The following is a 14,294-nucleotide window of genomic DNA, read 5'->3' as shown; positions in this document are numbered from 1 at the left end:
ACATTTCTGCTGATAAGTTTCTCACGTTCAGCATTATATTTTTATGCTGATTTTATAGTGCACCGTAGATTACAGAAGTAATTGACGCAATACCACAAAGAGCTGTGAAAATACGTGCAGCTGATGATGTTTTGTACTTCGCCATTGCTGGAACCTTGTACATTGCAAATACTGGCATCAAGAATAGGATTGCAGCAATCATTGGTGCACCCATTGTTTCAATCATACCTAGGATACTTGGGTTGATGATTGCAACGATCCAAGTTGTTACCACGATGAACACTAGAGAGATTTTCTCAATCTTGCCGATAGACATATCAGAGCGAGATTTAACAAGACCAACTAGACCTTCGTGAGCACCTAGGAAGTGACCAAAGTAGCTTGAAGTAATTGCAGCGAATGCAACTAGAGGACCCAGTAGAGAGATGTATGGAGATTCGTGTACGTTTGCTAGGTAAGAAAGAACAGAGATGTTTTCTGCTTTTGCTGTTGCTAGCTGCTCTGGAGTCATAGAAAGTACTACAGAGAATACGAAGAACATTACAAAGCCCATTAGCATCATTGCCGCGCCACCAGTGATCATGTCAGTTTTCTTCACTGCATCTTCACCGTATACACGACGCTGTTCTTTAGAGAACTGGCTGATAATTGGGCTGTGGTTAAATGAGAACACGATGATTGGAATAGCAAGCCAAACAACAGCAGGCATTGCAGACCAGTCTGGTGCAACAGACATCATTGAAGTGTTCCAATCAGGAATTAGGTAGATAGAAAGAATCAGTAGAATAGCAACTAGAGGGTAAACCATTGCAGAAGTTGCTTTCAGCATTAGTTCTTTACCAAATACTACACCAGCGGTCATTGCTGAAATAAGAAGACCAGATAGTAGCCAACGTGGCATTGAATCCATGCCTAGCTGGTGAACCATGAAAGAGTCTACTGTGTTTGTGATACCAACACCGTAAATCAGTACGATAGGGTAGATTGCAAAGAAGTATGCGAAGGTGATGATGTTAGCACCTGTTTTACCGAAATGTTCTTCAACAGTATCGGTGATATCTGCGTCAGGATTTTTTGCAGAAAGAACGAAACGTGCAAGACCTTTGTGTGCAAACCAAGTCATTGGCAGTGCAAGTAGCGCAAGAGCAACAAGTGGCCAGAAACCGCCAGCACCCGCTTTAATTGGAAGAAACAGAACACCAGCACCAACGGCAGTACCGAAAAGAGAAAGTGCCCAAGTAAAATCTTTGTAAGTCCATCTAGCTTTTGCAGTACCAGTTGCTGCGGTGGTAGAAGTGGTTTGCATAATGTATATATCCAAAAGTTTTGTACGGAACGGAATAGGAACGGTGCGCATTTTCTCTTTTTGTGGCACGAAAACATTGATAAAGATCTCGTTCTGTAACTGACTTGTTTTGCAATACAAATAAAAGCGATCTCGATCACACTTAATTAGTGTCTGGTATTAAAAAAACTAATTATTTTGATAATAAAATCTAATCCCAAATCTGATCTGATAATAATTTAATCATTTGTGCTGTTGCTCCCCAAATTGAATAGTGGCTGAATGGGATTGCATAAATTGTATGATATTCGCCTTTAATGAGTGATTTTTGACTTTTAATATTCACTGGATTGAGTAAAAACTTGATAGGAACCTCAAAAATTTCGGCGACCTCATTAGGATCAATTTTGACTTGATAGTTTTCCATTACTGTTGAAAAAAAGGGGGTTACTCGGTAACCACTTACTGTTTCTAATGCTGGTAACCGACCTAAAATTTGTCCTTTTGTGCAATCAATCCCCGTTTCTTCTTTTGTCTCTCTTAAGGCTGTTGTCATCAGATCGCCGTCTTCAGGCTCAAATCGTCCACCAGGAAAGGCAATTTGACCGGGATGATGTTTTAGGTGGTGGGCTCGCTGAGTAAGAATGACTTGCCAACCTTGGGGGCGTTTCACTAAAGGAATAAGAACAGCGGCTTGTTTGAATTGGTAATTAGGTGGGAGATGTTGAGATATTCGTGCTCGATGAGAAGCATTATAATCTTGTATAAGAGGGGTTAGAACCAGTTTATTGAGTAGATGGTTTTCATTCATTGTACTGTCCTAAAAAACTAAGCATCACAGTGTACTAACCGTTACTGTGATGCTAGAAATCGAATCATGGTTGACGAGGAAGTGTTGGTAATATCTTACCTAATTTATCTAAAGTTTCTTGATATTCACTGTCTGCTTGGCTATCAAGTACTAAACCACCACCAGCCCAAGCATAAATAGTATTATTTTCAGCAACTAATGTTCGGATAGTAATACTTGTATCCATATTCCCACAGCGACTGATATAACCAATACTGCCACAATAGACACTACGGCGGTGAGGTTCTAGCTCTTCAATAATCTCCATTGCTCGAACTTTTGGCGCGCCAGTAATTGAGCCTCCAGGAAAACAGGCTCGCAGAAGATCGGTTGCCTGATATTGATCATCCAAAGTACCTGTCACTGTGCTTACAAGGTGATGAACCGCAGGAAAACTCTCTACGGCAAAGAGATGAGGCACTTCTACCGACCCAGGTTTGGCGACTCGGCCAATATCATTACGAAGCAGATCGACAATCATGACATTTTCAGCCTGATCTTTTGTCGATTGCTGTAACTCAACAGCCAGCGCTTTATCTTGCATAACATCGTGATGGCGAGGTCGAGTACCTTTAATCGGCTTAGTTTCTATTGCTTTTTGTTTTAACTGAAGAAAACGCTCTGGTGATACAGAAATAATGGCACCTGACTCTGTACGAATAAAACTGGAGAAAGGGGCACCGTTTTTTTGCTCTAAATGACAATAGGCTTGCCACTCATCACCTTGATATTGTGCTGAGAAGCGTTGTGCTAAGTTAATTTGATAACAATCTCCCGATAAGATGTATTCGCGGACTTTGTTAAATTTGTTGCAATAAACCTCTTTGGTCATGTTGGATGACCAGTCAGTTGTTAACACAAAATCATCAGAATGTTGTGGCTTGTTTTTATTGTGCTGCAATTGCGCTTGATTTCTTTGCTGTTCTAGCCACTCAAATCGTTGACTATCTCGAGGGGAAATCAAGAAGGCTTTTTGTTCTTTGTGATCGGCAATTAATGCCCAATCATAGATACCAACAGCCATATCCGGTTGATGGATATCATGCTGAGCAATGGACGGAATAGACTCAACCTGTCGACCCAAGTCATAACTGAAATAACCGACGGCACCACCAACAAATGGAATATCTGGAATTCCTTTAATATCAGGGGTTAGTTGCTGTTTTAGTTGCTCTAAAACTGTAAAAGGATCGTCAGTGGTGACTTTTTCGTCGCCATTTGAAAACTTAATACAAGTTGTGTCATTTTGTGTCTGTAAAGTGGCTAAAGGATCTGCAACTAAAATATCAAAACGATTATCTGGATGATCGTCTGCTGCAGAGCGTAATATCATAGCCCACGGTTGACCCGCTAGAGGTTCGAACCAAGACTGTGTTACATTTTTGTGATAATCAATTGCTTGAACCACTAATTGGGGATGAGATTTACAAATCATTTTCTTTTTTGTGACAGGGGTTTGATTAGGAAATAGCGCAAAATTTGTTGTAAGAGTATCATAGCCCGAGTTCGACGCCCAAGGACGAGATTAAAAACACAATACCCTACAATGGAAGAAAGTCGGGGCGCCATGGAATGATAATAATCAAAAGAGGCAATTATGACCGTCATCCGTAAAGAGGATGTAATTAGCAGTGTCGCTGATGCATTACAGTACATCTCTTACTACCATCCACTTGATTTTGTGCAAGCTTTAGAAAAAGCGTACCACAGAGAACAGAGCCAAGCAGCGAAAGATGCTATTGCCCAAATTCTGATTAACTCTCGTATGTCGGCAGAGGGACATCGACCTATTTGCCAAGATACTGGCATTGTAACTTGCTTTGTTAAAATTGGTATGAATGTTCAGTGGGACAGCGATTTAACTGTGCAAGAGATGATTGATGAAGGGGTACGTCAAGCTTATACCAATCCATTAAATCCTCTTCGTGCTTCTGTCGTTGCCGATCCTGCAGGTAGCCGTAAAAATACTCGAGATAATGCTCCAGCTGTGGTGCATATTGACATGGTTGCTGGTGATAAAGTTGATATTCAAATTGCAGCTAAAGGCGGCGGTTCTGAAAATAAAACCAAAATGGTCATGCTAAATCCATCAGATGATATTGCTGATTGGGTTGAAAAAACGGTTCCTCTAATGGGAGCGGGTTGGTGTCCTCCTGGCATGATCGGTATTGGCGTTGGCGGCACAGCAGAAAAAGCAGCAGTATTGGCTAAAGAATCGTTAATGGAAGCCATCGATATTCATGAGCTAAAAGAACGCGGAGCCCAAAATGCAGAAGAAGAACTCCGTTTAGATATCTATGAGCGTGTCAATCGCTTAGGTATTGGCGCTCAGGGCCTTGGTGGTTTAACCACAGTTCTTGATGTGAAAATTAAATCTGCTCCAACACATGCAGCATCAAAACCTGTCTGTATGATCCCTAACTGTGCAGCCACTCGACATGTACATTTCACATTAGATGGAACAGGCCCTGCAGAATTAACGCCACCTAAGTTAGAAGATTGGCCTGAAGTGACTTGGGAAGTTGGAGACTCAGTTCGTCGCGTTAACCTTGATTCTGTAACTAAAGAAGATGTGTTGCAGTGGAAATCGGGCGAAACCATTCTTCTTTCCGGTAAGATTCTAACCGGTCGAGATGCGGCTCATAAACGTATTCAGGATATGCTTGCGAAAGGGGAAGGCTTACCTGATGGTGTCGACTTTAACGGGCGTTTTATCTACTACGTTGGTCCAGTTGATGCGGTAGGTGATGAAGTTGTCGGTCCAGCAGGTCCAACAACATCAACTCGTATGGATAAATTCACGGATATGATGTTAGGTGAAACGGGTCTTATGGGTATGATCGGTAAAGCCGAACGTGGTCCAGCGGCTATCGAATCAATTAAACAACATAAAGCCGTCTATTTAATGGCTGTAGGTGGTGCGGCTTATTTGGTTGCAAAAGCGATTAAGAAAGCTCGTGTTGTTGCATTTGAAGAGCTGGGTATGGAAGCTATCTACGAGTTTGAGGTTGAAGATATGCCAGTCACTGTTGCTGTAGACTCAGAAGGTGTCAATGCGCACCAAACCGGTCCCGATACATGGCGGATCAAAATTGCAGAAATGCAAAACTCATAATGAAAATTGATTTATAGTAAACAAAAGGAGCTTCTAGGCTCCTTTTTTATTTTTAAACAGAAGGTTATATAAATATAAAATCCTGTTTTTATGAGTTTTGAGTTTTTTATTGATAAAAAATCATGAAACTTTCCCTTCATAACAACCTATTTTCTGATTAGCCCTGAATAACTTTCATCTGCTATCGCTTTCCCATTTTGTGATTGATAACCTCCGATTTTATTTGTGTTGTCTTATATTTATGTGATTTGTTTGTTTTTTGTGATCAATAATGGTGTATATTGTTGATTGTGTGGGTTTTAAATGGATTATGTTTGTCATTTATCTGTTTTCGATACTACAACTAAACAAGGAAAGACAAATCATAGGGATTGGAGAGTGTTTATGGGGCATCGAATGTCGGTCACCTTACTGTCATGTATGGTGTTAGCCGGATGTGGTGAAAAGGCAAAGGAAATTCCTGAGCCAGAATCGCGCCCAGTCAAATTATTATCAGTATCTATCGGGGACAATCAAAGTTTTCGAACATTTCCAGCTACTGTTGCTGCGGGAGATAAAGCAGTATTAGCGTTTCGTGTACCAGGACAGTTACAGCATGTTTTTGCTCATCCAGGTGATGTCGTAAAACGAGGACAGAAGTTAGCTCAGTTAAATGTTGATGAGTTATCTCTGCAAGTCCGTCAGGCGCAAGCCAATTATCAGCTCGAAAAAGTCCAATTTGATCGAAATGCTCAGCTTCGTAAAACCAATGTGGTTTCAGAGCTGGATTTTGATGCTTCTAAATCTGCCTTAAAACAAGCAAAGGCTACGCTAGATAAGGCCAAAGCTAATTTAGCTTATGCAACGTTGAAAGCGCCTTACAATGGCAATGTCTCTTTATCATTGATTGAAAATTATGAATATGTGGGGGCAAAACAACCTGTTATGCATATTCAAAGTGCAGGCCTTATCAATGTGACTTTTCAGCTCCCAGATCATCTGCTAACCCGCTTTCAGTCGACTACTGATGACATCACGCCAACAGTGACATTTGATACCATTAAAGACCAAACCTATCAGGCCAAATTTAAAGAAATTGATACAGAGTCAGATCCCAAAACATCCAGTTATAAAGTGACGTTATATATGGATCGCCCAGAAGGGAAAAATATTTTGCCGGGAATGTCAGGACAGGTTCGCCTTGCCATTCCAAAAGGTGAGTCTGGATCTGTGCCTAAACGAGCTCTTATGATTGAGGGCGATGAGGTTTATGTCTGGCATATTGATGAACAAGGTTTGGCTCATAAAGTTAAAGTTCAACTGGATGAGCAGCAACACATTATATCTGGCTTAAATGATGGGGACCAAATTGCAACATCGGGTGTGAAAGAGTTGCAAGAGGGGCAAAAAGTACGCCCATGGATTAAAGAGCGAGGTTTATAAAATGAAAAAATATACCGCCATCGCTTGTGGGATTTTACTCGCATTAGGCTTGCAAGGATGTGAAAAAACCAGTGTTGAAGAGCGTTCGCAAATTCGACCTGTCTCTATTGCAACAGTTAGTTTAACAGAGCAAGCACCACAACTTACCTTTCCTGCTGTTGCTGCCGCTGCTGATAAATCCAGCTTGTCGTTTCGTATTTCTGGCGAGGTCGCTCGTATACTGGTTCGCCCTAGTGATTTCGTAAAAAAAGGGCAGTTACTTGCCACGCTTGAGCCAACAGATTTCAAGATTGAGGTTGATGATAAGCAGGCGAAATATAATGTGATTAATAGCCAATATCAACGTTCAGCCAAGCTGGTGGCAAAGGGCTATTTAGCGCAGTCGCAATTTGATGAATTAAAAGCGCAACGTAGTATTGCTAAAGCAAATTTAGATATTGCCAAGCTAAATCTCTCTTTTACGCAGTTAAGAGCACCTTTTGATGGGGTTATTTCCCGTGTGCCCGTTGAACAGTTTGAGAGTGTGCAGATCGGGCAGCAGGTAATGAATATTCACAGTACCAAAATGGTTGATATCGATCTGCAAGCACCCGATATGATTTATTCACAAAACAGCGCGTTAGAAATTAATGACGCAAAACCTGATGCACGAATAATTTTGCCTGATGGTTCAGAATATAAAGCCAGTTTAAAAGAGTTTACTACCGAACCTGATCCTGAATCAGGCGCCTTTCTGGTGACATTAACTATGCCGATGCCAAAAGATAAATTCATTCTTGATGGTATGGCTGTTGAAGTGAAAGCTGACGCGCAAAAACTTAATGTGTACCGCCAAGGTGAACCCGTTGTTCCTCTATCTGCTGTGTTTAATGAAGATGGGGATAGTTTAGATATGGCGCAAAAATACGTTTGGGTTGTATCAAATGAAAACACAGTAGAAAAGCGAGTCGTCGTAACAGATAAGGTAGTGCCTCAAGGGGTTCGGTTGGTATCTGGTGTTAAACCCAACGAAAAAATTGTTGTTGCTGGCGGGAACCGTTTGCGAGATGGCGATAAGGTTCGGATTGTGAATAACGAAAATAAGGAGGCTGAATAATGAAGCAAGATATTGCCGCTTATTTTATTCGCAATAAAGTGGTGAGCTGGATGGTTGCGCTGATCTTCCTGATTGGCGGAACCATGTCTTTCTTTGGCTTAGGGCGTTTGGAAGATCCTGCTTTTACCATTAAAGATGCGATGATTGTGACCTCTTATGCTGGCGCAACACCGATGCAAGTCGAAGAAGAGGTCACATATCCCATAGAAAAAGCAATTCAGCAGCTCAGTTATGTTGATGAAGTTAATTCGATTTCCAGTCGTGGACTATCTCAGATAACGGTGACCATGAAAAATAATTATGGTCCTGATGATTTACCCCAAATATGGGATGAACTTCGTCGTAAAGTTAATGATTTAAAACCCACTTTGCCACCCGGTGTGAGTGAACCAAAAGTTATTGATGATTTTGGTGATGTTTACGGTATTTTGCTGGCCATTACTGGTGATGGTTACACTTATAAAGAGCTCAGTGATTACGTTGATTATCTACGACGAGAGGTTGAACTTGTCGATGGCGTTGGAAAAGTATCGGTAACAGGTACTCAGCAAGAGCAGGTCTTTATTGAGATCTCGATGCGTCGCTTAAGTAATTTAGGTATTTCACCGCAGACGATTTACAACACATTAGCTACCCAGAACTTGGTATCGAGCGCAGGGGCTGTTCGTATCGGGGATGAGTATATTCGAGTTCATCCAACCGGTGAGTTTAAGGATGTAAACGAACTTGGCAATTTGATCATCACTGAAAAAGGCGCCGAAGGGTTGATTTATCTGCGAGATGTAGCAGAGATCAAACGTGGGTTTAAAGAAATTCCTGATAACTTAATCAGCTTTAACGGTAAGCAAGCTCTTAATGTGGGGATCTCCTTTGTTTCTGGCGTTAACGTTGTCGAAGTTGGGAAAAAGGTTGAGCAACGTCTTGCCGAGTTAAAAGAGCAACAACCTGTAGGTATTGATATTGATACCGTATATAGCCAGCCAACGGAAGTTGATAAGTCGGTTAGTGGGTTTGTACTTAGCTTAGGTGAATCGGTTGCCATTGTTATTATTGTGCTGCTGTTCTTTATGGGGTTACGTTCAGGGCTTTTAATCGGTTTAATTTTGCTGTTAACCGTATTAGGCACCTTTGTCTTCATGAAGTGGCTTGCAATCGATTTACAACGAATTTCTCTTGGCGCCTTAGTTATCGCACTCGGTATGCTGGTGGATAATGCCATTGTGGTGGTAGAAGGTATTTTGATCGGGATGCAAAAAGGCCGGACTCGAATGCAGGCTGCCTCTGACATTGTTACCCAAACCAAATGGCCTCTACTTGGTGCAACCATGATTGCGGTTATGGCTTTTGCTCCAATTGGTTTATCGCAAGACTCGACAGGTGAGTATTGTCGAACACTCTTTACTGTGCTTCTGATCTCCTTAATGTTGAGTTGGTTTACTGCGATCTCATTAACGCCGTTTTTTGCTGATCTTTTCTTTAAGAATGTAAAGCAAGATCCTAATGCTGAAGAAGTTGATCCTTATGCAGGTAAGATTTTTGTCTGGTATCGAGCATTCCTAGAGTTTTGTATGCGCCGCGCTTGGTTAACGGTGATTACTCTCGTACTAATGCTAGGTGCAAGCTTATATGGCTTTACACTATTGAAGCAGTCGTTTTTCCCGGCCTCAACCACACCGATGTTTATGGTCGATATCTGGTTACCAGAAGGTACAGATATTCGTGCAACTAACCAGACATTGGAACAGCTTGAAAAAGTGGTTGAGAAAGAGCAAGGGGTTGAGTATGTAAGTTCCAGCGCGGGTAAAGGCTCGCAACGTTTCATGCTGACCTATACCCCAGAAAAGAGCTATGCCGCTTATGGTGAATTAATCGTTCGGGTGAAAAGTTTTGATGATGTGATTCCTGTAATGCGTAAATTTAGTGCCGTACTGGATAAAGACCACCCTAAACTCGAATATAAACTTAAGCAGGTAATGCTTGGTCCATCATCTGGGTCAAAAATTGAAGCTCGCCTTGTCGGTCCCGATCCAACGGTATTGCGTGGGTTAGGTAAGCAAGTTGTTGATATCATGAATGCTGATCCTGGCGCATTTAATATTCGACATGATTGGCGTGAACGCACCAAAGTTATTGAGCCAATCTTTAATGAGAGCCAAGCTCGTCGTTACGGTATCACAAAGCAAGACGTGGACGATCTGTTCCAAATGGCTTTCTCTGGTATGGCGGTAGGTTTATATCGTGATGGTACTAATTTGATGCCGATTGTGGCTCGTTTGCCAGAAGAAGAGCGCGTTGATGTTAGTACGATTGAAGGGATTAAAATTTGGAGCCCGGCAATTCAAGGATTTATTCCTCTTCAGCAGGTGATCCTTGGCGTTAATGTTCGTTGGGAAGATCCTTTAGTTGTTCGTAAAGATCGTAAGCGCGTATTAACTGTTATGGCAGACCCTGATCCATTAGGTGATGAAACGGCGGCCTCTGTGCAAGCTCGTATGCAGTCCAAAATTGAATCAATTGAGTTTCCTGCCGGTTATGCACTGGAATGGGGGGGAGAATATGAGTCTTCGGCAGATGCTAAAGCGTCACTGTTCCAAACTATGCCGATGGGTTACCTCTGTATGTTCCTTATTACCATTTTGCTGTTTAACAAGGTAAAAGAAGCGTTAATTGTCTGGGCAACGGTACCTCTTGCTGTGATAGGGGTGACATTAGGTCTTTTGTTACTTAATACACCGTTTGGTTTTATGGCGCTACTTGGTTTCTTAAGTCTATCCGGTATGTTGGTGAAAAATGGTATTGTACTGCTAGACCAAATTGAACTTGAAATCTCAAGCGGTAAGGAGAAATACCAGGCCATTGTTGATGCAGCGGTAAGTCGTGTTCGTCCAGTTTGTATGGCGGCCATTACCACTATCTTAGGTATGATCCCATTGCTACCCGATGTGTTCTTTAAACCTATGGCAGTAACCATCATGTTTGGTTTAGGCTTTGCAACCATACTGACATTAGTGGTTGTCCCTGTGTTATATCGCATGTTCCATCATGTTCGATTACCGAGCGAGCAAACGGCTTAATCATGGTTTAAGTTTTAGCTAAAACAGAGTGAAACGTTATTGAAAAAAGCGCCTTGATAGTGATACCAAGGCGCTTTTCTTATTCTATGTATTTATGTCTTATCAATAAGCTAGATAGGTGAAGTGGTGATTAAAGCACTTTCCAACCCATCATTTCACCGGCTCGGATTGGCACAACCACATCGTTACCAAAAGACATCTCTTCTGGCACTGGCCAACTCTCTTTGGTTAATGTAATGGTGTCACTATTGCGTGGTAAGCCATAAAAGTCTGCACCATTAAAACTTGCAAAGGCTTCTAGCTTATCAAGGGCATTTGCTTGCTCAAATACTTCAGCATACAACTCAATTGCAGCATGAGCGGTGTAAGAACCTGCACAGCCACAAGCCGCTTCTTTGCGTCCTTTAGCATGTGGTGCGGTATCTGTACCTAAGAAGAACTTAGGATTTCCACTGGTTGCTGCGGCGATAAGTGCTTCTTGGTGACTATTACGTTTTAAGATTGGCAAGCAGTAGAAATGAGGACGAATACCACCCACAAGCATGTGATTACGGTTAAATAGGAGATGGTGAGCGGTAATGGTCGCACCAACATTACTGCCCGCATTTAACACAAATTCAACGGCTTCTTTGGTTGTAATATGTTCGAGCACAATTTTTAGTGTAGGGAATGCATCAACAATAGGGCCTAATACTGTCTCTAAAAATGTTTTCTCTCGATCAAAAATATCAATGTGATTATGAGTGACCTCACCATGGATGAGTAGAGGCATTCCGACCTCTTGCATCGCTTCAATCGCGGGGCGCACTTTATCAATAGAAGTGACACCTGAATCCGAGTTGGTTGTGGCACCAGCAGGATATAATTTTGCTGCGTAAATATGACCAGACTCTTTTGCTTTGTAGATCTCATCGGCAGTCGTATTGTCGGTAAGATAAATGGTCATTAAAGGAGAGAAGGTTGGCGTTGGGTGATTTGCCAAAATGCGGTCACGGTAGGAAAGGGCAGATTCGGTATCGATAACAGGAGGAATGAGGTTTGGCATTACAATCGCTCGGCCCATATATCGACTGATATCTCGGACTGTATCTGGAAGTACATTACCATCACGTAAATGTACATGCCAATCATCTGGACGGGTAATTGTTATCGTAGTCATGTCTGTTTCCCTTCAAAAAATTTGCCCGATTCTAAGAGTTCAAATATCGATTGTAAAGACGAAACAAGCAGCAAAGAGTGCATTTGTTGAATATTAACGCAATCGTTTGCTGCTAAATGGTTTTTACTGGGCGTTTAGAGGGTAAAGCGAGTCACCAGTTGTTGTTGGGTTTGGGCTAAGCTCTCTAATTGATGGCTTGATAACGAAATATCTGTCATTGCTTGGCTGTTTGAGTCGGCAATTAAGCTAATATCTTCTAAGTTTCGCGCAATATCACTGGTAGTGCAGCGTTGCTCTTCAGCGGCTTGAGCAATTTGGCTACTCATTTGGCTAATTTCAATAACTAATGCTTGAATCTCTTCCATCGCACTATTGGCATCAGAAGCTTGCTCAATATTATTGTTCATCTCAGAGACACACGCTTGCATCATAGTGGTTGCCTGATTTGAGCTTTGTTGTAGAGAGTGAATCATAGTTTCTATTTCAGTGGTTGATTCAGTTGTTCGCTTGGCTAGAACTCTGACTTCATCTGCTACAACCGCAAATCCTCGACCTTGTTCTCCTGCTCGTGCGGCTTCAATGGCAGCATTCAATGCTAATAAGTTGGTTTGATCGGCAATATTACGAATGACATCTAAAATAGAGCCAATATTATTGCTCATTGATTTTAGTTGTTGTACGGCTTGCACCGATTCATCTAAGCGAGCAGAGAGTTCATGGGCGCTATGAATATTCTGACTCATCACATCGCGTCCAGTTATTGAAGCGTTTTCAACATCATGTACTTTTTGCTGGGTATGTTGGGCACTCATTGTCACTTCAGCAACGGATTGCTCCATTTCCGTCATAGCGGTTGCAACAGATGCTGTTTGCTGACGCTGTTCATTGAGTTTTTGTTGGGCTTGCTCAGTTAAATGATGATTTTGTATCGATACGTTCGTTAAGCTATCTGATGCTTCATTGATTTTACCTAAAATATCTTGAAGATTATTCGCAACCGTATTTACAAACTGACTTAATTGATTGAATTCATGATATTTACTGTTGGGAATTCGTTGTGTCATATTGCCATCAGCTAGGGCTTGTAAAGTATTAAGTGTTGCTCTTAGTGGTTGACGAACACTGTGGGCTAAACGCCAGCCAATAAAGATCGCAAACAGTATAACAACAGTTCCTAACAGTAATGCACGGTAAAGGCCTTGCTGATAAACCGTATCTGCATTAGAGATAGATTGGTTCATTAAATGCGAGGCTTTTTGATCAAACTGCAGAAGCAATGCCATGGCTTGATCAATTTGTTGAGCCAAAGTAGCAATATTAGTGTAGAGACGATCTTTGGCCGTAATGTATTCAAAATGCTGATCTAAAACGCCTCCAGAACGGCCAATATCTTGGATATATTGTTCAACGTCTTTATCAAAGATAGGTTTCAGATCAGGAAGCTGCGTTGTAATACCTCGATAGGCAAAACCAAGGTGATTCACACTTTTTCGATTCGCTTTCACTGCTTGATCAATTGCAGCAATATTTTCACTGGCAAGAGCATCAGAGGTAACGGTTTCTGTCTCGGACAGCTTCTCAAAATAATTTTTTGCCAGCATTTTTACCGAGAAATTTTGCTGTTTCGCTACTTCATCTTTGATTCCACTATTTAACTTAGCATGTAGGCGCTGAAAACGACGAGTTGATTGCTGGCGCTCGGTCTGTGCCAGTAATTGAGTTCGATAGTTGTTCATTGCTATTTCAGCCTCTTGGAAATAGCTCTGTTGTAATTGGAATAGTTGTTCCATGTTGGACGCTAAATCTGGGTGGCGAATAATGATATCGGCTAACTGCTGCTGAGCATGTAAATAATCTTGTTCTGCTTGCTTAAAATTATGTTGGTATTGGGACATAGCAGAGATATCTTGGCTTGTCAGAAAATCCTTAAAGACTTTATCTGCTGCCAATAAAGATACACTGGTGTGGTTGGAGGCTGATACCAAAGGTAAAGCATCTGCCGCAAGCGTATTGAGCTGACTGTGTATTTTATTGCTGCCACTAAGCAGTAAGATCACGGTGAATATCAATAAGGCCACCATCACCGCGAAACTGAAATACATACGATGAATAACGGATGGAAGGCGATGCGTTTTCATAATTTCCCTGCATTTATAAAACCATGGTTATATATCGGGAAAATATCTAATGTCTTAATCAGAACTTACGCTGATTAGAGGGGTAAAGAGGAAAAGTTAGAGCCATACGACAAAAAATAGTCTAAAGATTAACTAAATAGGTGATAAAAGAGTTT

9 protein-coding genes are annotated in these 14,294 nt (G+C 41.5%); 4 read left to right on the top strand and 5 right to left on the bottom strand.

Going from position 1 to position 14,294, the window contains the following annotated elements; genetic code table 11:
• Nucleotides 1-52 precede the first annotated feature (52 nt).
• The 3 genes from WAX86_RS08975 to pabB all read right to left on the bottom strand — a co-directional run bounded on the left by WAX86_RS08975 (nucleotide 53) and on the right by pabB (nucleotide 3,570).
• Nucleotides 53-1,306 (bottom strand): aromatic amino acid transport family protein, encoded by a 1,254-nt coding sequence (locus WAX86_RS08975; RefSeq protein ID WP_138242362.1) that lies wholly within the window; start codon nucleotides 1,304-1,306, stop codon nucleotides 53-55.
• Between the two features lie 190 nt (nucleotides 1,307-1,496).
• A complete protein-coding gene (locus tag WAX86_RS08970) occupies nucleotides 1,497-2,096 on the bottom strand; it encodes a CoA pyrophosphatase (RefSeq protein WP_005298789.1) in 600 nt (199 codons plus the stop codon).
• 64 nt (nucleotides 2,097-2,160) lie between these two features.
• On the bottom strand, nucleotides 2,161-3,570 hold the full coding sequence (gene pabB / locus WAX86_RS08965) for an aminodeoxychorismate synthase component I (protein ID WP_341488670.1): 1,410 nt from the start codon (nucleotides 3,568-3,570) through the stop codon (nucleotides 2,161-2,163).
• Nucleotides 3,571-3,732: 162 nt separating this feature from the next.
• On the opposite strand from pabB, the gene WAX86_RS08960 reads away from it, so the two are divergent.
• From WAX86_RS08960 to WAX86_RS08945, 4 genes are all read left to right on the top strand, one after another.
• Nucleotides 3,733-5,250, top strand: coding sequence for a fumarate hydratase (locus tag WAX86_RS08960; RefSeq protein ID WP_106142945.1), 1,518 nt, complete (start codon nucleotides 3,733-3,735; stop codon nucleotides 5,248-5,250).
• A gap of 384 nt (nucleotides 5,251-5,634) precedes the next feature.
• Nucleotides 5,635-6,672, top strand: coding sequence for an efflux RND transporter periplasmic adaptor subunit (locus tag WAX86_RS08955; protein WP_195714546.1), 1,038 nt, complete (start codon nucleotides 5,635-5,637; stop codon nucleotides 6,670-6,672).
• 1 nt (nucleotide 6,673) lies between these two features.
• Entirely contained in the window at nucleotides 6,674-7,768 is a 1,095-nt protein-coding gene (locus tag WAX86_RS08950) for an efflux RND transporter periplasmic adaptor subunit (protein ID WP_341488669.1), read from the top strand.
• Nucleotides 7,768-10,842, top strand: coding sequence for an efflux RND transporter permease subunit (locus WAX86_RS08945; protein ID WP_106142942.1), 3,075 nt, complete (start codon nucleotides 7,768-7,770; stop codon nucleotides 10,840-10,842). The genes WAX86_RS08950 and WAX86_RS08945 overlap by 1 nt, the downstream gene beginning before the upstream one ends.
• A 130-nt stretch (nucleotides 10,843-10,972) precedes the next feature.
• Here the strand turns inward: WAX86_RS08945 and pyrC are convergent, their stop codons facing one another.
• On the bottom strand, nucleotides 10,973-12,001 hold the full coding sequence (pyrC, locus tag WAX86_RS08940; RefSeq protein ID WP_341488668.1) for a dihydroorotase: 1,029 nt from the start codon (nucleotides 11,999-12,001) through the stop codon (nucleotides 10,973-10,975).
• A 134-nt stretch (nucleotides 12,002-12,135) separates the two neighbouring features.
• Nucleotides 12,136-14,139 (bottom strand): methyl-accepting chemotaxis protein, encoded by a 2,004-nt coding sequence (locus tag WAX86_RS08935; RefSeq protein ID WP_341488667.1) that lies wholly within the window; start codon nucleotides 14,137-14,139, stop codon nucleotides 12,136-12,138.
• Between the last annotated feature and the right edge of the window lie 155 nt (nucleotides 14,140-14,294).

It is taken from the genome of Photobacterium damselae subsp. damselae (assembly GCF_038086725.1).
GTDB classification, from domain to species: Bacteria; Pseudomonadota; Gammaproteobacteria; order Enterobacterales; family Vibrionaceae; genus Photobacterium; species Photobacterium damselae.
Note: the sequence above shows the minus strand (reverse complement) of the source record. Positions and strands in the feature narration are given on the sequence as shown.

Bases quoted from the DNA above. Each gene is read 5' to 3' on its own strand.
- WAX86_RS08975 (WP_138242362.1), bottom strand. From the start codon at position 1,306: ATGCAAACCACTTCTACCACCGCAGCAACTGGTACTGCAAAAGCTAGA.
- WAX86_RS08970 (WP_005298789.1), bottom strand. From the start codon at position 2,096: ATGAATGAAAACCATCTACTCAATAAACTGGTTCTAACCCCTCTTATA.
- pabB (WP_341488670.1), bottom strand. From the start codon at position 3,570: ATGATTTGTAAATCTCATCCCCAATTAGTGGTTCAAGCAATTGATTAT.
- WAX86_RS08960 (WP_106142945.1), top strand. From the start codon at position 3,733: ATGACCGTCATCCGTAAAGAGGATGTAATTAGCAGTGTCGCTGATGCA.
- WAX86_RS08955 (WP_195714546.1), top strand. From the start codon at position 5,635: ATGGGGCATCGAATGTCGGTCACCTTACTGTCATGTATGGTGTTAGCC.
- WAX86_RS08950 (WP_341488669.1), top strand. From the start codon at position 6,674: ATGAAAAAATATACCGCCATCGCTTGTGGGATTTTACTCGCATTAGGC.
- WAX86_RS08945 (WP_106142942.1), top strand. From the start codon at position 7,768: ATGAAGCAAGATATTGCCGCTTATTTTATTCGCAATAAAGTGGTGAGC.
- pyrC (WP_341488668.1), bottom strand. From the start codon at position 12,001: ATGACTACGATAACAATTACCCGTCCAGATGATTGGCATGTACATTTA.
- WAX86_RS08935 (WP_341488667.1), bottom strand. From the start codon at position 14,139: ATGAAAACGCATCGCCTTCCATCCGTTATTCATCGTATGTATTTCAGT.